The 17,236-nt window shown below is 60.0% G+C and carries 19 protein-coding genes and 3 pseudogenes; 8 read left to right on the top strand and 14 right to left on the bottom strand.

The genetic code is table 11. The features are described 5' to 3' along the window. Positions 1 to 33: 33 nt before the first annotated feature. The 8 genes and pseudogenes from tnpB to ACVJGD_RS26415 all read right to left on the bottom strand — a co-directional run bounded on the left by tnpB (position 34) and on the right by ACVJGD_RS26415 (position 8,146). Positions 34 to 387 (bottom strand): IS66 family insertion sequence element accessory protein TnpB, encoded by a 354-nt coding sequence (tnpB, locus tag ACVJGD_RS26450; protein ID WP_018270214.1) that lies wholly within the window; start codon positions 385 to 387, stop codon positions 34 to 36. Continuing rightward, positions 368 to 814, bottom strand: a complete 447-nt coding sequence (gene tnpA / locus ACVJGD_RS26445; protein WP_456637040.1) for an IS66-like element accessory protein TnpA — start codon at positions 812 to 814, stop codon at positions 368 to 370. The genes tnpB and tnpA overlap by 20 nt, the downstream gene beginning before the upstream one ends. A 461-nt stretch (positions 815 to 1,275) precedes the next feature. Further along, positions 1,276 to 4,323 (bottom strand): Ulp1 family isopeptidase, encoded by a 3,048-nt coding sequence (locus ACVJGD_RS26440; protein WP_456637039.1) that lies wholly within the window; start codon positions 4,321 to 4,323, stop codon positions 1,276 to 1,278. A 518-nt stretch (positions 4,324 to 4,841) separates the two neighbouring features. Beyond that, the gene (locus tag ACVJGD_RS26435) at positions 4,842 to 5,132 is read right to left on the bottom strand and encodes an IS3 family transposase (RefSeq protein ID WP_456640381.1); all 291 of its coding nucleotides are present in this window, start codon (positions 5,130 to 5,132) and stop codon (positions 4,842 to 4,844) included. A gap of 9 nt (positions 5,133 to 5,141) precedes the next feature. Next, on the bottom strand, positions 5,142 to 5,282 hold the full coding sequence (locus ACVJGD_RS26430) for a hypothetical protein (RefSeq protein WP_456637038.1): 141 nt from the start codon (positions 5,280 to 5,282) through the stop codon (positions 5,142 to 5,144). Between the two features lie 1,033 nt (positions 5,283 to 6,315). Continuing rightward, positions 6,316 to 7,020 carry a reverse transcriptase domain-containing protein gene (locus ACVJGD_RS26425; protein ID WP_456640380.1) on the bottom strand — a complete coding sequence of 235 codons (705 nt, stop codon included), beginning with the start codon at positions 7,018 to 7,020 and terminating at the stop codon, positions 6,316 to 6,318. A gap of 175 nt (positions 7,021 to 7,195) precedes the next feature. Next, a pseudogene (locus ACVJGD_RS26420) lies at positions 7,196 to 7,864 on the bottom strand (reverse transcriptase domain-containing protein); the annotation flags it as partial. Positions 7,865 to 7,927: 63 nt separating this feature from the next. Next, complete coding sequence (locus tag ACVJGD_RS26415; RefSeq protein ID WP_456637037.1) at positions 7,928 to 8,146, bottom strand: hypothetical protein; 219 nt, start codon at positions 8,144 to 8,146, stop codon at positions 7,928 to 7,930. Positions 8,147 to 8,514: 368 nt separating this feature from the next. Here ACVJGD_RS26415 and ACVJGD_RS26410 point away from each other — a divergent pair, with 368 nt between their 5' ends. From ACVJGD_RS26410 to ACVJGD_RS26390, 5 genes and pseudogenes are all read left to right on the top strand, one after another. Next, positions 8,515 to 8,907, top strand: a complete 393-nt coding sequence (locus ACVJGD_RS26410; protein ID WP_456637036.1) for a recombinase family protein — start codon at positions 8,515 to 8,517, stop codon at positions 8,905 to 8,907. Beyond that, positions 8,882 to 9,268 (top strand): hypothetical protein, encoded by a 387-nt coding sequence (locus ACVJGD_RS26405; protein ID WP_456632667.1) that lies wholly within the window; start codon positions 8,882 to 8,884, stop codon positions 9,266 to 9,268. The genes ACVJGD_RS26410 and ACVJGD_RS26405 overlap by 26 nt, the downstream gene beginning before the upstream one ends. Continuing rightward, positions 9,265 to 9,507, top strand: a pseudogene (locus ACVJGD_RS26400) (recombinase family protein); the annotation flags it as partial. The gene ACVJGD_RS26405 and the pseudogene ACVJGD_RS26400, both read left to right, overlap by 4 nt. Before the next feature lie 64 nt (positions 9,508 to 9,571). Continuing rightward, positions 9,572 to 10,501 (top strand): oleate hydratase, encoded by a 930-nt coding sequence (locus ACVJGD_RS26395; protein WP_456637035.1) that lies wholly within the window; start codon positions 9,572 to 9,574, stop codon positions 10,499 to 10,501. Between the two features lie 176 nt (positions 10,502 to 10,677). Further along, the gene (locus ACVJGD_RS26390; protein ID WP_456637034.1) at positions 10,678 to 12,447 is read left to right on the top strand and encodes an oleate hydratase; all 1,770 of its coding nucleotides are present in this window, start codon (positions 10,678 to 10,680) and stop codon (positions 12,445 to 12,447) included. 18 nt (positions 12,448 to 12,465) lie between these two features. Here the strand turns inward: ACVJGD_RS26390 and ACVJGD_RS26385 are convergent, their stop codons facing one another. The 3 genes and pseudogenes from ACVJGD_RS26385 to ACVJGD_RS26375 form a co-directional block, all read right to left on the bottom strand. After that, positions 12,466 to 12,960, bottom strand: a complete 495-nt coding sequence (locus tag ACVJGD_RS26385; RefSeq protein WP_456637033.1) for an avidin/streptavidin family protein — start codon at positions 12,958 to 12,960, stop codon at positions 12,466 to 12,468. Then, positions 12,855 to 13,910 carry an IS701 family transposase gene (locus ACVJGD_RS26380; protein ID WP_456637032.1) on the bottom strand — a complete coding sequence of 352 codons (1,056 nt, stop codon included), beginning with the start codon at positions 13,908 to 13,910 and terminating at the stop codon, positions 12,855 to 12,857. Before ACVJGD_RS26380 ends, ACVJGD_RS26385 begins: the two co-directional genes overlap by 106 nt. Further along, a pseudogene (locus ACVJGD_RS26375) lies at positions 13,822 to 14,058 on the bottom strand (transposase); the annotation flags it as partial. The gene ACVJGD_RS26380 and the pseudogene ACVJGD_RS26375, both read right to left, overlap by 89 nt. A gap of 255 nt (positions 14,059 to 14,313) precedes the next feature. On the opposite strand from ACVJGD_RS26375, the gene ACVJGD_RS26370 reads away from it, so the two are divergent. Continuing rightward, positions 14,314 to 14,607: a hypothetical protein gene (locus ACVJGD_RS26370; RefSeq protein WP_456637031.1), complete on the top strand. Its 294-nt coding sequence runs from the start codon at positions 14,314 to 14,316 to the stop codon at positions 14,605 to 14,607. Here the strand turns inward: ACVJGD_RS26370 and ACVJGD_RS26365 are convergent. Next, a complete protein-coding gene (locus ACVJGD_RS26365) occupies positions 14,556 to 15,155 on the bottom strand; it encodes a hypothetical protein (protein WP_456637030.1) in 600 nt (199 codons plus the stop codon). The two genes, ACVJGD_RS26370 and ACVJGD_RS26365, sit on opposite strands and share 52 nt — an antisense overlap. Before the next feature lie 490 nt (positions 15,156 to 15,645). Here ACVJGD_RS26365 and ACVJGD_RS26360 point away from each other — a divergent pair, with 490 nt between their 5' ends. Further along, positions 15,646 to 16,137, top strand: coding sequence for a calcium-binding protein (locus ACVJGD_RS26360; RefSeq protein WP_456637029.1), 492 nt, complete (start codon positions 15,646 to 15,648; stop codon positions 16,135 to 16,137). 51 nt (positions 16,138 to 16,188) lie between these two features. Here the strand turns inward: ACVJGD_RS26360 and ACVJGD_RS26355 are convergent, their stop codons facing one another. Both ACVJGD_RS26355 and ACVJGD_RS26350 read right to left on the bottom strand, forming a co-directional pair. Beyond that, positions 16,189 to 16,455, bottom strand: a complete 267-nt coding sequence (locus ACVJGD_RS26355) for a hypothetical protein (RefSeq protein ID WP_456640379.1) — start codon at positions 16,453 to 16,455, stop codon at positions 16,189 to 16,191. A gap of 185 nt (positions 16,456 to 16,640) precedes the next feature. Then, positions 16,641 to 16,913: a hypothetical protein gene (locus tag ACVJGD_RS26350; protein WP_456637028.1), complete on the bottom strand. Its 273-nt coding sequence runs from the start codon at positions 16,911 to 16,913 to the stop codon at positions 16,641 to 16,643. A gap of 153 nt (positions 16,914 to 17,066) precedes the next feature. Here ACVJGD_RS26350 and ACVJGD_RS26345 point away from each other — a divergent pair, with 153 nt between their 5' ends. Continuing rightward, positions 17,067 to 17,222: a hypothetical protein gene (locus ACVJGD_RS26345; RefSeq protein ID WP_456637027.1), complete on the top strand. Its 156-nt coding sequence runs from the start codon at positions 17,067 to 17,069 to the stop codon at positions 17,220 to 17,222. Positions 17,223 to 17,236 lie beyond the last annotated feature (14 nt).

The following is a 17,236-nucleotide window of genomic DNA, read 5'->3' as shown; positions in this document are numbered from 1 at the left end:
TAGCGTTGACGCCGCCGCCCGCATCGAACACGCTCAGCCCACGCTGTGATATTGCCGCACCGGATGACGACGCACCGCCGCGATGTTGATGCCGTCAAGCAGCCAGTGCAGCTCCTCCGTCGTCAGCGTCAGCACCGCCTCCTGACTTCGGGGCCAGTGGAATCTGTCGGCCTCCAGCCGCTTCAGCAGCATCCAAAATCCTGACCGGTCATAAATCAGCAGCTTGATCCGGTCGCGGCGACGATTGCAGAACGCGAACACCGCGCGCTGGAACGGATCCAGCCCCATCGACTGCTCGACCACGATCGCCAGGCTGTTGATGCCCGCCCGGAAGTCAATCGGTTCGCGGTGAAGGTAGACCCGAAGATCAGACGCCAGCCGGAACATCGCAACGCCTCAGCGCTTCAATCACCGCCGACAGCAACTGCGCGTCGCCGCCTTCCAGCGAAAGCGTCACGCCGTTGGGCATCGATGCCGTCAGCCGCCCTGCACAGGATCGCTCCGTCGCGCAAACCGCGATCGCGCCAGCAGATCGAGTTGGCGACGGCGACGGCGCGCGAACCGGAACAAAGGCTGGCGCAATCGGCGCCCGCGCCTCCGGCTGGCCATCCCCGTTCCGACGTTGTCGCTTGGCCACCCACTTGCGCAGCAGGTTCGCGTTCACGCCGTGTTGCAACGCCAGCCCCGCCAGCGACACGCCAGGCTGCAGACAGGCCTCGACCAGCCGCTGTTTGCTGGCCGGATCATAGCGACGCCGCCCATTGCGCAACACGCCGACCGTCTCAAGTCTCAAAAGTTCTTCTGGAGTGATCATCGATGGTGTCCACCTCGTTCATGGTGGACACCTCATCCCATCCCCGCGCTCAACTGCATAGGTGCGTAGAAAGGAGCGCTTACAGCCCGCCAGCGTGATCAGAGGCGCAAAATTCTAGTTCTGATGGTCCAAAACTCAGTCTCGCTGCACAAGCCCAAGAGTCTAACCGCTACTGGATAAGAATTCAGTTAGGTCGTGAGCCGTCGCAATGCTCTGCGAGGGCGCTGCTTAAGCTATTCGTCGGCGAGAAGCCGCATCACCAGCTCTATGAGAAAGGCCGAGATGGGACGCGCCGAGTTGCTGGGCGCGTGTCCTACCGCGCTCAGCCCCTCAGACGGTTTTGCAGGGCTCGCCGATCGACGACGAGGTTGTCAAGGTTCCGCAGGTCTGCCTGCCGTCTCTCTGCCAGTCGCCGAACCAGCGCCCGGGTGCCATCCACTACGAAGACGCCGCAATCAAAATCATTCCGCTGTCGGGCCATGCGGGCTGGCCTCAAGGCGGCGTGCAGCCGTCCTGCGAGATCTGCTGCAGGCTGGTCGTTGTGTCCCCCGAGGGAGGTCGTAGTGATAGGCAACCGGCCGTTCCCGGTCGCGGCGATCAACGAGCAGCAGCGACCAATGATTGCCGCGGAGATTAGGATCCGTAGCATGGGCATCGCTCACTGGCAGGAACAGGAAATCGGCTGAATCGTAACCGTTCCGAAAGACGAGGAGCTGGAGTACGCCTAGCACGTCCCTCTCCGGGCCGGCGCGCAACTGTTGGGCTATGAGGGGATCTACGAACCGCGTCCGGGAGGCCAGATCCGGATTGTTTCCCAGCAACTCCTGCGCCAACAGCTCATAATCCCTGTGGATATGCTCGTCACCCAGCCATTCCCTAGCGTCGAGTACCCGTCCGCTGCGGTCACGGGACAGGGCACTCGTAGCCAAAGCGCCGATCTGAGCATCCGGAGCCGAGGGTGGGCGAGGATGATGGATAAATTGAGCATCGCGGCGCCCTTGCGGCCCCAACGTGATCGAATAGGTCTCACCGTTGATAGAGACAGCCTGTGGGACCATGCGCGAACTCGGCAAGAGCATTTTGTTGTCCAGCACATCAAGCAGCAAGTCCGAGATCGGCTGGGAGCCATGCTGCCAATCATCGCCGACGAGATATCCGATATCCTCTAGCTCCTGAGACGCGCCTGATGGCCCGATGAAAAATGGCGATCTGCCGGCGGGGCTAAGCACCGGCGCTGACTGAGCATCGTCGGGCGTCTCGTACGATGAGGACGGCAAATCAACCAAAGGGTCGAGACCACGATAGATGTCTGACGACAGAGCTGGCGCTCTCTCTGGAGTTGGCCACTCACTCGCATCAAAGTAGGAGGGCGGCGTCGGCAGAGACCAGGTCGATCCGGAGCCGGCTGTTTCCTGCCATCCGGCCTGCCCTGACGGGCCTTCCGGCGTTGGCCACTCACTCGGGTCAAAGTCGGAGGGCGGCGTCGGCAGAGACCAGGTTGATCCGGAGCCGGCTGTTTCCTGCCATCCGGCCAGCCCTGACGGGCCTTCCGGCGTTGGCCACTCACTCGGGTCAAAGTAGGAGGGCGGCGTCGGCAGAGACCAAGTCGATCCGGAGCCGGCTGCTTCCTGCCATCCGGCCAGCCCTGACGGGCCTTCCGGCGCTGGCCACTCACTCGGGTCAAAGTCGGACGGCACTCGCGGCGGCCACGTTGAGCTCGACCCGGCAGCCCCCGGCTCCCAATCCGCCTGCTCAGGGGAGTCCACACCCAGCGCCTTGTTTGCCTCGACGATTTGTAGGTATTGCCGAAGGGACTTCAAGTCCACGCCGCCCGGTTTGTTGAACTGCTTAAAATCGCTCTTCAATTCGTCTATTTGCCGCTTGTCGCCCCGGAGGCGACTCACTATGCTTCCTTTGTTCTCCCTTTGGAGCCAATCACTGAAGCTGCGCTGGAAGCTCGCCATTGTCAGGATTCGGTTCCTCGTGCTTTGAGCCGACTGGGGTCCAAGGTTGCGCAATTTTTCTGCGGTCACGAGGTCGATAAGTTCGGCATCGTCAGGATAGGCATACAGGCTACGGCGTCCCATGACCTTGGGCCCGGCCCCGGATGCAAACTCTTCCCGCGAAGGCGCTAACCTTCGGAGATGGGACAGCGCCGTATCTAGACGCTCATGAGGATCCTTACCTAGTCTAGTGTACTCCACAATGTCGTCGGCCAGCGACTGGGTCTCTGCAGGGGTTTGAAACCGAGAAGCGATCGACGGCTTGCCCGTTTCTCGAAGCCACTCAGCTAGCCCTCTAAGATGCCCGGCATTTCGGTCGGCAGTTCCTTCGACAACTCCCAGTCTCTTGGCTGTTGCCACGAACTCCTTGATGAGGGCGACGTCTTCGGAATAACCAGGTTTATGCTGGCGCGGTCCTCTCAATTGAGAGGGGGCACACAGTTGGGCGTCCTCCGCGCGGAAATCGCGGAGCGCTCCCAACGCCAATTTGATGTCCCTCGAGCCTCCTTCCGCCAAAAACTCGTCCGCAGCACGGTCAGCCAATTCCTTTGGGACGTCAAGCAGGCGGGCCAGCGTCAAGCGCCTGGGCTCTAGCCGAAGCCAGCGGCCAAACTCACGTAGAGCGGATAGCCGTCCCTGAGTGGTTCCGAGGGAATAATTGCGACGGAGAGCCTGCTTCTCGAACTCGGAAAAGAGCTTCTGGTCCTCGACAGCCAAGGGGGGCCCCTGAACGTTGCCGGCGCGGTACTGCAACAATGCATTCAATGCCCGTTTGAAGCCAGTATTGGCGTTAAACTTCCTCCCCTCAGCCCGCAACCGAACCTCGTCATCGACCAGGCCGCCCACCGTCAACCCTTTCGATTCAAGCCATTTACTGAAATCGCGCAGATCTTTCACCCAGTGCCCGGCTGTGCCTCTATTTGTATAGCCGCGGGAGAGCAGCTTGCGCCTGAACTCGGAGAAAAGTTTTTCGTCGCCACTCGACGCGCTATTGTGCTTGGCGAAATCGATGCGAAGCTCTGAATAGACCACGTCAGACGCTGCGGCGCCGGACGACTTTTCGCGACGGCTTCCGCCAAAGGCTTTGACGAGCCCTGTCCTAACACGCGAAAACAGTCCACGGCTTTTGCTATCCTTCGTCCGTGCCGCAGGCTGCACTTCCGATGGCGCGGTGTAGCGCATGCTGCTGAAAGAGTTATCCCGAAGGTTGGACCGTGGCGGCATCCGCATCGAACCGGCGACGTCAGTGCGCTGGATACTGCCATGCGCTTCTGCCAGGTGAGTTTCGGGCGAGCTAGCCTCGGAGGGACGAGCATCAGGCGAACCGGCCTGAGGGGCGCCCTCATCAGAGGAATTGAGTTGCAGGTCGCACAATTGCCGCTCAAAGCCAGCTTGATCCGCTGGCATGTGGTCCGACTCTTGCCTCGCCCGCTGCTGCTCTTGCAAGGCAGAGTATTGGTCCATCCAAGTGTTCGTATCAAACCATCTGCTGTAGTCCGGTTCCACACCACTCTCCCTAGATAGGTAAGTCCTTGTAGCCGCCTCAGAGGGATGCTCGGATGCTCCGCCGAAGAGAATCCAGCTTGCAAAAGCCGATCGCTGCATCTTGGGATGCACCAACTTTCGCAGTCACGCGGTGAAGGCTGTCGCTATTACTCGAATTGTACAACCTGACGCCACGGACGCTTCAAGCCCTTCGGCGGCAGCCTAACGAGGCTTAGATCAGGCGCACGGCTATCGCACGCCGATGGCGGTCTGGCGAGAACGGATGCAGGCCGCGAAGGCTGTGGACATGGTGGACAACGCTGACGCGTTGACCATGCCCACAGCAACTGCAGCAGACAGAGTCTCTGGCAGCGTGATAGAAAGGGATCAGGAGCGGTCAGTTTCCAACTAACAAACCGGTTCAAGCGGTCCCGCTCCGCGGGTCCATTTCAGGACCTCGCTGGCGATGGTGCCGCTGGCTCGGCTACTCGCCACAACCGGCAAGCGCGGCTCGGGCTTTTTTCACAATCGTACGCCCTCTAGTATCGATCATATCCCCCGCACCTGACGTAAACCTGACCTGCGCACAGCGGAATTCGTGGGCATCCCGGAGTCGCGATTGTGTTCGCTGTCCGCTCGTCACTTCGGTCCGACTGGCGCTCGTAGCAGCGGAGAGTTGCGATAAAAAAGAGAGCAGACCGCTCTCGCTGAAATCGATCGTGCATCAACCGCTGCACGAGCTTGCGATTGACCTGAAGCCCCTCAGCCTTCAGCATCGCGGTCATGTGCCGCGAGCCCAGGAATGGCCAGGCGGTGAACAGCTCGTCGATCCGCTGGCATCAGGGCAAGGTCGTTGTCGTCGGCCGGCCGTGGCGGCCGGTAGACCCCAGACGGGCAATGCCAAGCAACATGCATTGCCGGCGGACCGGCAGCGCCTGGTCGGCGCGATCGAGCATTCCTCGATGGTCCGGCGTGCTCATCTTCCGGACCTCCGCGCGAAAAATCGCGATCGACTGTCAGTTGCCCGATCTTGGCGTGCAGCTTCTCGATCTCGCGTTTGCGCGTTTCCTCGCTATTCCATCCCAGCAATATTCTGCCCGAGCTTCTCTGCACGACATGGAGTCTCGTCAGCTTCTCGCAAGTTAACTCTGCTATCCAATGGTGACGGCTCTCAACAGGAGGAATCATGCATTCCAACAGCATCGGACGCGCTTTGCCACCTCTTCCCGAAGAGGTGGCAATCGACAATCCAAGGGACTTTCAGCAGCAGCTAAATGCACAAAGGAGGGCGGCGGGAATGCCCGCTGAGACGGGCAATTCGCGGGGCAATCCGTCACCGGCCCGAGCGCAGACACCTCGCCCGCAGGCTCGCCTGAATATTCCGTATGGGCGAGTCCGCATTGTGCGACGATCCTTACCTTATGCGCGCCTCGCCGGGGGACTTCGATTCACTGGAATACGACACCCCACCCCACCTCTTGATGTCCGGGATAGCGACAGACCGTCCGGTATCTCGCGTGAACTTTGCTCATGGCGAGTCCGCGACTATACACGACGGCCCTGACTTCGTGCGCGCCGCGTCGCAGGATTTCCCGTCGCTGGAGCTTAGCACGCCGCCCGACCGGTTGCTGTCGGGAATGGAGACAGGTCACCCAGAGTCTCGCATCAACCTTCCGTATAATGAGTCCGCGTTGCGCGACGGTCCTGACTTTGAGCGCGACGTATCGCAGAACAGCTCGCCGGCAACCTCATCTGAGTCATACCACTCATCTAAGCCATACCTCTCATCTGAGCCGTACTCAAGGCACCACTGGCGGAATATCTAATCGTTAAATGCCGGATCGATAATGCTCTCAAAGCTCTCGGCAGTGTCAGGCCGACAATCATCTCGTGCCCGGTGATGTCGAAAGGGCCGACGAATAACAAGAAGGTGCGGCCCATTTCGGCGCGAGCCTTGACTGAAGAGCTAGCTAGTACCCACTTTTCTTGGATCGTTCGCGGTAGGGACGCTCATTACTGAGCGCCCCCCGCACAACACCGTACGTGCGGCTTTCCCGCATACGGCGTCCACCTTGGGTGAGTGACGGCAAATCGCTGATTGGGCCAGGGGTGAAGGATCCGAGGTTGTGGGAGGTAGTCGTCAGCAAGCTTCAGTATCCGCTCCCCGCTCGTGTGGTCCTTCTGACCGCGTCGCCGTAGCGTTCGCAGCCAAAGGTCCCTGATATGGGAGCGGAACCTCAGCAGAGCTCGAAAATTTGTCGGCACTGCATGGTAGGCAAAGAAGCCCGTGGTGACCTGCTTGAGCCACTTCCCCTGTTCGGGGATCGGCCTGTGCATACGCCGTCGCAATTCTCCTTTGACCTCCTTGAGTTTCGCCTTCATGCGATCGCGTTGGGTCTTCCGATGGATCAGGAATGTTCCTCGGCGCGACTTGCCGCAGATCAGCGTGAAGCCCAAGAAGCTGAAGGTCTCCGGTTTGCCAAGCCCGCGCTGCTTTCGCTTGGTCGCCGCATGGCGGCCAAACTCAATCAGTCGGGTCTTGTCCGGATGCAGCGACAGCGAGAACTCCTGCAACCGCTCGCGCATGGCTTCCCAGAAGCGGCGGGCGTCACTCTCATGCTCAAAGCCCACGACCAGATCGTCGGCATATCGCACTATGATCATGTCGCCCGTGGCCTCGCGCCGTCGCCAGCGCTCGGCCCAGAGATCGAAGGGGATGGTAGAGACGAGCCTTGAAGCGGTAGCCTTTGCGGAGCCTCACTGTTGCTGGCGTTTTCACGTCAGTGCCCTCACCGAGCCGGCATGGCTTCTTGAACTCGCCTCCCCAAGCAGAACCCGGCGTGCAGATTTCCCGCACCGGGCTCCCCAGATGACATTCGCGAAGAGCGCCTCATCACACCGTCGGATGCAAGTTTCGAGCGAACGGAAGCTCGAACCACGGGCGGTCGCCCAATTGTGCCCAACTCAGCCGACGGCGTTGGCCACGGCGTTGTAGGGCTTGCTTCCACTGTCGCTGGGTTTCAAGGCGGATCCAGCTCAGCCTACGGTCGCAGTGGTGCAGAGCGAAGTACTGGTAAAAGCCGCGCAGCATCACCGTTAGGTGTTGTTGCTGTTCGCGTCTCTTCCAGTGCCGATGCTCGAGCAGCCACTCGCGGGTACGAGCGAGGAACTTTCTGCAGCTCTTGGTGCTGGGGATACGGATCAGGGCGAACCGCCCGCTCCGATCCACCCCACAGACATGCTTGAAGCCGAGGAATTCAAATGTCTCCGGCCTCTGTCCGTGCTTGCCCCGCATGGTGGCAGCAAAGCGTCCAAAGAGTAGCAGCCGAGTCTTGTCCTCGGCCAGCTCCAGATTGAACTGCGCGAACCGCTCCCGCAACTGGCGCTGGAAGTTCTGCGCGTCGTCTTGAAACTGGAAGCACCCCACGAAGTCATCAGCAAAACGCACCAAGTATGCCTCGCCTCGACACAGTGGTTTGAATTTCCTCGCAAACCAGAGATCGAGCGTAAAGTGCAAGTACAGATTACTGAGCACAGGCGATATCGGGCCCCCTTGCGGGGTCCCTTCCCCTGGCTGGAAGGAAGATCCCGTCTTGCAGTGCCCCGGCCTTCAGCCATTTTGATATCAGCTGAAGGATAATCGGGTCGGCAATCCGGTGGGCCACCATCCGGCGTAACCACTGATGATCAATGCGGGTGAAAGACTACTCGACAGACTACCCACCACCGCGCTCATCATCTCGACGACTATCCCGATCAGGTAACCATCGTTCGGTCGCGCCATCCCTTTGAGGGATCTGCGCTTAATGTGCTTGGCTGGTGTCATCGACGCGGCGAACTTCATCTGACGCTTGTACTGCCCGATGGTACCCGTGCCCTTGTACCGGCTGCGTGGACAGATCTGCCTATCGCACAACATTTACCGCGTGCAAGCCCGCAATGCGCTCAAGCGGCATTCCTGGCTTCGCACGCCGAGCTGCTGCACGCCCGGACGATCGTCGACGCTTTGCTGCGGCAGTTGGATGCCGCGCATACTGTCCTGCCACCGCAATCGGAGGACAGCCATGCAGCAGCTAAGCTTTCTCGACCCACCACCTCAGCGCGGGGCCGTACCCGTATGGGAGGCCCTCGATAAAGAGCAGCGCGCACATCTCGTGCTGCGACTCGCCCGACTAATCGCCCGAGCAATCGCCACTGCCGGAGATCACAACGATGAACGAACTGAGCAAGATCACCGCTGAGCACCTACGCCGATGCGCAATCGTCTACGTGCGTCAGTCCAGTACGACGCAGGTCGAGCATAATCGCGAGTCCACTGCCCGTCAGTACGAGTTAGCCGAACGCGCCGCGCGGCTTGGTTGGCGACGCGATCAGGTGAAGGTCATCGATGAGGACCTCGGTATTTCCGGTTCCGGCCTTTCCGAGCGCACCGGCTTCGCGCGTATGACCGCGGAGGTCGGCCTCGGCCAGGTGGGCATCGTGCTCGGCTTGGAAGTCTCGCGACTAGCGCGCAATAATGCTGATTGGTACCGTCTGCTCGATCTATGTGGCCTGACCCACACGCTCATCGGTGATGGAGATGGGATTTACGACCACACAGCATGATGCCCCTATTCGGGAGCCATCTGATCAATTAGAGCAGATTACCGTAACCGACCCAACCCATCCACTATACGGACGGCGCTTTGATTTGGTATCGGCCGGAAGCTCGCTCCGCGGCTGCGTTCTCGTTCATTATCGCGACGGCATTTTGCTGAGAATTCGAGCTGCAGCAACCAACCTCTATGGCGAGCGGCTGTCTGTCCCGTCAAGCAAGCTTTCGCTCGAAAGCATTCGAGACTTGCTCCGGCTTTCAAGAGACGTGGTGCTGACGAGCTTGGCGAATCAGCCGACAAATGATTCTTTAAGGCACGGCTCCGAATCAAAATTGGCAAGCTCGCGTGGTTCGCTGGGAGAAGAGCCATGAGGTCGGATCTTGTGACGGGGAGCCACCTTTGTCGCAGAGCCGTAATTTACATTCGGCAGTCGACGCCTCATCAGGTGATAACCAACCAGGAGAGCCTGCGACTGCAGTATGCACTGCGACAGCGAGCCACCGATCTCGGTTGGGATGATACCAATATTGATGTCGTTGATGCCGACCTTGGATTGAGTGGATCGACAGCAGCGCATCGCGAGGGCTTCAAGGACGTTATCGCCCGCGTCACGTTGGGTGAAATCGGAATCATTCTCTCCTATGAGGTGACGCGTCTCGCGCGCAACTGCTCTGTTGACGGCGCAGGGCGTGCGGCTAGAGATGAGCGCGGAAGTGACCGACATCGATGTCACCATCGAAGGCGGCCAGAAGACCGCGACGCGTCTGTACTACCGGCAAGGCGGCGAGGACCGCGCCATCGACCTGGCGGAACAGGATTTGGTGTTCGTCACCAACGGTTCAATGACCTCGGATACCAGCTATGGGTCAATGGAGACGGTCTCACTGCTGAGGACTAAGCGAAGCGGCGGTTCGTGGAAGTTGTGGGAACGCTTGGCTGCCAAAAGTCCGGACTTCGGTCGCCCCGCCGCCTTCGTCTCCAATATCGCCCAGTCGAAATGGGAATCCTTCACGGTCACGGCCGACGACCCGACCTTCTTCGATCGGCTTGAAATCTTCTCCGGCAGCAAGGCTGGCAAGGGCGGCCTGGTAACGATCAAGGATTCCAGTTGGCTGCTGACCGTCGTCCTCAATCATCAACCGCACTATTACGAGCAGCCGAAGCATGTTTGGGTCTGGTGGGGTTATGGTCTCTTCCCGGACAGGCCGGGCAACTTCGTGCACAAGCCGATGTCGGAGTGCACGGGCCGCGAGATCTTGATCGAGCTGCTGATGCACCTGCGATTCGCAGAGAGCATTGCGCACGTTCTGGACACTTCGCGCGTCGTGACGGCGATGATGCCCTATGTCACGGCCCAGTTCATGCCGCGCACGGAAGGAGACCGCCCGAAGGTCATTCCCATCGGATCACGCAACCTCGCCTTCATCGGCCAGTTCTGCGAGATTCCCGACGACGTTGTCTTTACCGTCGAATATTCCGTCCGCGCGGCCCAGATCGCCGTATTCGGATTGCGCGGCGTCAAGCGTCCCATCTCACCATTCTACAAGGGCCAGCATGACCCTCGTGTCTTCTTGGATGCCTGGAACACGCTGTACCGCCGCTGATCGACGACACAAAACAAGGACCGTGTCATGGGACGCGTGAACGAAAAAGTCATTCTGCCGACTGGCGGGGCTCGCGGGATGGGTGCGGCTCACGCTTGCCTACTGGTCGCCGAGAGGGCGACAAGTTCAGTTATGTCACCGGGAGATCGTCCAATCCAATCGGATAGATTGTTGCCATGTATTACAGCAGCGGAAATTACGAAGCTTTTGCCCGCCCCCGCAAACCCAACAGTGCGGACAACAAGACGGCGTGGTTCATCGGTGCGGGCCTGGCGGCGCTTGCCGGCGCGGCCTTCCTGATCCGCGACGGGCATATACGTGGGGACCGGATCACCATCCTCGAACGGCTGAAACGACCAGGCGGGGCGCTCGATGGTAGCCAGGAGCCGGAAAGGGGCTTCGTGATCCGAGGCGGCCGCGAGATCGAGGATCATTTCGAGTGTCTATGGGATTTGTTGCGGTCGATCCCCTCGCTGGAAATCGAAGGCGCCAGCGTGTTCGACGAATTATACTGGTTGAACAAGGATGATCCGAACTACTCGCTGCAGAGGGCGACGGTGAGCCGGGGACAGGATGCGCATACCGACGGCCTCTTCACGCTGACGGACAAGGCCCAGAAGGAGCTGCTCGCCATCTTTTTGGCTAGCCGTGAGGAGATGGAGAACAAGCGCATCGACGAAGTGTTCGGGAAGGAGTTTCTGAGCAGTAATTTTTGGCTCTACTGGCGGACGATGTTCGCTTTTGAGGAATGGCATTCCGCCCTGGAAATGAAGCTCTACCTGCACCGGTTCATCCACCATATCGGCGGCCTGCCAGATTTCAGCGCACTGAAGTTCACCAAGTACAACCCATACGAATCGCTCGTTCTGCCGCTCTGCAAATGGCTGGAGGAGCAGGGCGTCGCCTTCCGCTACGGGGTCGAAGTCAGCGATGTCGATTTCGAGATACAGCCCGGATGCAAGCAGGCCACACGCATCCACTGGCTGGAGGGTGGCGTCGCGGGCGGAGTCGATCTCGGCACCGACGATCTTGTATTCATGACGATCGGGTCGCTGACCGAAAACTCGGACAACGGCGACCATCACACGCCTGCCAGGCTCGACGAAGGCCCGGCGCCCGCCTGGGATCTGTGGCGGCGTATTGCGGCCAAGGACGTCGCCTTCGGCCGCCCCGACGTGTTCGGCGGCAATATTCCTGCAACCAAATGGGAATCGGCGACGGTCACGACCCTGGACGCGCGCATTCCGAAATATATCGCCAAGGTCGCCAAACGCGATCCGTTCAGTGGCAAGGTCGTCACGGGAGGGATCGTTACCGCGAAAGATTCGAGCTGGCTGCTTAGTTGGACTGTAAACCGCCAGCCGCACTTCAAGCACCAGCCCAGCGACCAGATCGTCGTCTGGCTCTATGGCCTCTTCGTCTACAAAGCCGGCGATTTCGCGAAGAAACCGATGCAAGCCTGCACAGGCGAGGAGATCACGCAGGAATGGCTCTATCACCTCGGTGTGCCTGTTGAGGACGTACCGGAACTCGCCGCGACGGGTGCAAACACGGTGCCGGTGATGATGCCCTACGTCACCTCGCTTTTCATGCCGCGGCGGGCGGGTGACCGGCCAGATGTTGTGCCTAAGGGGGCCGTCAATTTCGCCTTCATCGGGCAATTCGCGGAATCAGCCGAGCGAGATTGCGTCTTCACGACCGAATATTCGGTTCGCACGGCGATGGAGGCTGCCTACACACTTCTCCCAATCGAACGCGGTGTACCGGAGGTGTTCAACTCGACGTATGATATTCGCAAGCTGTTTGCCGCGATCGGCAGACTGCGTGATGGCAAGGAAATTCAAATTGCCGAACCGGCGTTCCTGCGCAAACTATTGCTGAAGAAGATCGAAGGCAACCGAGCTGTCACGGGCCAGCCAACGCGCCTTAAGCCCCCGCCATCATAGTGCCGGTTCGCTGTTGGTCTACCTCTTCGTAAAGAGGTCCCCGCCGATCATTCTGTGGAAGTTCCAGTCCGACCCTACATAGTACAGCTTCCAGCGCGTTGGAATTGTGTCACCGGCTATACGGCCATTCCAGATCGTGATTGTTCTGCAGTTCGGCGCTGTGGGTGATGTCCAATTGACGTAGAAATCTATTTTGCTCGTCGCGACCTTACCCGCCATAGCGTAAGGCTGTCCTCGGCAAGAAAATCCAGCCGCGTTATTCACATACGTTCCTGTGAAATTGCCTGTCAATGCGTCCAGCGTTTGGATCGAAAGGACCGAGCCTCTTTGGTTCACCCATATAGACGGGGCTGATAACTGCGCGTGAGCCGGCAGCGATACGACGGCAAAGCTTGACTTTGGCCGAATTAGGCAGCGTGGGCGAGAGCGTCCTGCATGCGGTGCCAGATATGGCGGGGAATTTCTATGGCATCTCGGTGAGGCCGGGACATGAAGGAAATTTGATGAGCCCATATTTCGCGTCGGACCGCCGCGATCGCATCGCCGAAGGTGAGGACTGATTTCGGATACCAGGCGGTGGTTCTGGGCTTGAGCTTGCGCGCCTTTGCGAGGTCGTGCGTCCATAGTGTGACGAGGGAATACAGGCCGAGCAAGATCGGCGTGGTCCGCAGAATGGCCTTGTCCGACCACTGGCGCTGGGTCTCGACACCGAGGTGAGCGCGAGCTTCCTCGAAGGTGACTTCAAGCTGCCAGCGGCTGACGAACCAGGCGAGGATGTCGTGCGGCTTGGCGTTGAGGTCGGTGGCGAGGAATGCTTGCGGTTCGAGTTCCCCGATCGGATCACGGACGAGGAGCCAACGGATGGGCAGCGGCTTGACGCCGCTTCGATACCAGAGGGCGGTACCGGTAGCGATCTCGACGAGGCGATTGGTTCGGCCATTCCAGAGGCTGATGTGGCAGCCCCGCCAGCGGACCTTGCGATCCTTGACGACGGCGGACAGCTTCTTCTGCGCCTTGCCTTTGATCGGCGGCCGACCGCGGCCCTTGGGTTTTGGCGGCGGGAAGTCGAACAGGTTGGCGTCCATCCGCAAGCGGGTGACGACGCAGACACGGCTGAGAATGGCGGCGAGGAATTCGACGGCCGCAAACGCACTGTCAGCGACGAGCACGATAGAGCGTCCAGGAAGCCAGCGACTGATCTGCAAGACGGCTTGGCGGGCCCGGTCGAGCAGGGCCTTGGGCTGTCTCGGTCTGCCGGCATAGAAGCGTTTGGACGGGGCCAGCAGGGTCAGAAAAGGGGAGCGCCATGATGCGGTCGGCCCATGGCACGCGCACCAACAGCATGGCGGACAGCCGGCGCAAACCGCTGGCCTTGACGAAATGCCCCTTGGAGGAGCGGACCGGATCACGATAGATGCCACGGGCGCTGATCTTGGTGCCCCAGCGCCGCTCGATGGTGTCATCGAGCCCGATCACCACCGGGCCGTGCGCGGGCACCAGGCTGCGGACCAGCACGAGAAGGAGACGTCCTGCGGCCGCCCGCGACGACCATGCCGCACGGTTGAGGATGCGGTGAAAGGTGCAGAAGTCGGGCTCGCGATCTCGCCCCAGAATGCGCAGAGCCGCCGCGACGGTGCGCCGGCCAGCAGCACGTGCGACCAGGTTGGGCGCGTGAACACGTCGGCAAAGCCGGCCAGCCGGGCCACAAAGCGAGGTGGGAGCGGATCAGAAGAACTGGGGAGAAGACGGGACGGTTGCATCGCATCCGTAGAGTCGGCGCGGTGAATCGCGGCAATCTTGCCGGTGTGCGACAAATTGAATCGGCAGGTTCATGCATCTTGGCATGCCCATCGATCGTCGCGCACATTGACCGTCATGTCCAAGCCCGCCCCCGTCCTTGCCCAGATCGCGGCCCAGTTCACGCATCACAACGCGGAAAAGCGCGGCAGCGCCTATACGATTCTCGATCGCCGCAGCTCAAATCCGATTGCCCGGCTGCGACCGATCCCAGATACCGACCGCTTCGAGCTCTTTTATTGGTCGAACGTCAAAGATCGTTGGACGCCCTTCGGCAACATCGGGCGCATGAAACTCATGTTGACCAGCGCTCACGAGATCGTAGAGAACGATCCCGTGTTCCGCATCGCGCGCGGTCGATAGAGCAGCGAGATGCGAATGGAACCCGCCCAGGGACGCGGGGCGAAAGTTCGGATCGCGCGACTGAGAGGCGCTAATGTCCGCGCAATGTTGTAATGGGCGCGCTCGCGGGTCGGGTAGCGTCCATCGCGAAGGCCGGTCCTGCGTGGCTTTGTCTCGAGTATCAGATGGCCGTTATCGTCCAGTCCCTTGAAGAGCCCGGAGTGGTGCTGCGCCGGATCGACGCCTTTCCACACCGTAATGTGCTCGCTGATGCCCAGCATGGATTTCGTGAGATCGTCCTGGAGCGCCGAGTAGCCCGACGAACTCCACAGCGATAGGATCTCGACGCAGATGCGCGTGAGCTCGGTGATCACCGCATCCCCTCCGATCCCGGATCCCTTGTTCCGCCGGCTTGTCGTGGGATAGAGAGCGTCGGTCGTCGGGTGATGGTCGACGTTGATGCTGATGCCGACCACGATGAAGGCCGATTGACCTGATTGGCCAGCGCCTTCGCTCTCGTGGAGAATTCCGCGGATCTGTTGCCGTCGCGAAGGATGTCGTTGGGTCACTTGATGGAAAAATTGCTCCGACCCTCCTTCAATGGATCAAGGCATTTCTTGACGCTCATTCGCCATTTGGGGCATCAATTTGACAGTACCGATCCCGGTGTTGAGTCGGACGGTTTTGAAGAACCACTTGCACAACGGTCCACGATTAGACGACCCATCGCGTCCGGTTTGGCAGCGAGAGCTAATCACTTCCGTGACCGCTCGCCTTGTACAGGCGCGGCTCCGGCTTCACTTTCCAGGGTTACGACGGCGCCGCGCCTGTGGTCTCTTCAGCGACCCGTTCCCTATCCGCCGAGGCGGGGCGCTGCGCAACCCGGGGACAGCTCCGCGCCCCGCCTCGGCTACCAGCCCGTCGTGGGGAAACACCGTCTTCCGCCATCCGTGACGAAGTAGCTGCCCGCTCAATCTCGCCGCGCGCACGATGTCGCCAGATTTACGCGGTTCTCGAAAGCCATCGACACGCCTGGCAGACACAACACAGGAGAAAGACATGGCTGTAATCCACGGCACAGAGTCCGACGATCGCTTGTCTGGGACGCCCGATAGGGACTATATCGGCGGCATGGGCGGGAACGACTGGCTCTCTGGTAGTGCGGGCGCCGATGATCTGGAAGGCAATAAGGGTAACGACACGCTCTCTGGTGGTGCGGGTGACGATTTTCTGTACGGCGATGAGGGCAACGATACTCTGTTCGGCAATCAGGGCAACGACAACTTCTTGTTCACGAGCGGAGGCGGCAAGGATGCCGTGATGGACTTCGCGGTGGGGGACAAGCTGCACATCGCAGAAGGGATCAATGGCACTAATATTCATACGGTTGCCGATCTTATCGCTCACGTCGAGGCGGTTGGCCCGGACACCACGGTCGTTGACCTCGGAAAGGGTAATTCGATCACGCTCTCCGAAGTAAGTGCTAACGACGTTCAGCATCACCCGGAAAATTTTTTCTCCATCATGCATACCACCGATCTATTCATCTGACTTTCTCGGCCATACCTTTCGGCCGAGAAACGCGGCCGGGCACGGCGATCGCTATGGCACATCCTCTTTGCCTGCGGCGAGTCGCCGTCGCCCTCGACGGGATGATTGAACATCTCTCAATGGGGCAGAGACATGGCGGTGCGGGTTCATCGCCAAGAGGCCGCAGAGTTGCATGAAGCCCAGATAGACCATACGCTCTAGGCCCGCGCAGCGTTCGAAGTGGCGCTGGAGCCAGCCGAGATCTCGCGTCCGGGCGAAGTGGTTGACCGAAGTGGCGCACGCGGGGGCAACAGGTCCCCCAGCAAAGTCGCTGAGCAGGGCACCAGCGGACGCTGTTCGGCTGACACAGCTATTGCATTGCCGTAGTCATGCCGGTATTTGCCGCTGCTGCGGGCGTGACCTGAGTGTCGCTAAAACCTCGGCCGATGTCAGGCTGATCGGGAATGTGGGCGCGAGCAGCTGCCCACGTGTCCGACGAAAAAAGAGGCTAGGCGCTCGTTGCTTCAGGCAGGGTTGGCTGCGTAGCAAACGTCGACCGTTGTTGCGTTTCCGGCCGAAGCGTTGCCTCCAACGGCAGTGTCGCCATTCAAGAGGCATCCACAAAGACCATTTTGGTTATAGACAATTCTGCCAGCGGTGGCGTCAATGGTTCCATCAACGTATTCGTCGGCTTTCTTCGCGATCGATATTGGAATACTCTGAAAATCGACGATGATGCGTCTATCGGCGGATATGCCGGTGCAGCCTGACGGCAGATTGCAGCGCTGTTCGAACATGTTGTTATTCGTGAAGCGAAAGTATGGCCGCTGCAATGCGGATAAGACATAGCTGATTGCCGGATACCAACTGGCGGGGTCGGTGCCACCGGCTCACTGAGTGCCGCTGTCAATCCAAGCGGACTTTAGCCAAGACAGCCGGAGGCCATCCGCATGCTCAAGGCCATTTATGCCCAGGAGCGACGTGCGGCGGCCGACGAGAAGGCCAAGGTCGTCGTTGCGGACCCTGCGAGCGAGCCGGATGATCAAAGCCGCCGAATGCCGACAAATGCAGGATTAGGTTTGCCCATTCCAATTCTGAAAAAGTGATCAGCAGCCTTCCA

The sequence above is a fragment of the Bradyrhizobium sp. USDA 10063 genome (genome assembly GCF_054063735.1).
This window is presented reverse-complemented; position numbering and strand designations above follow the sequence as displayed.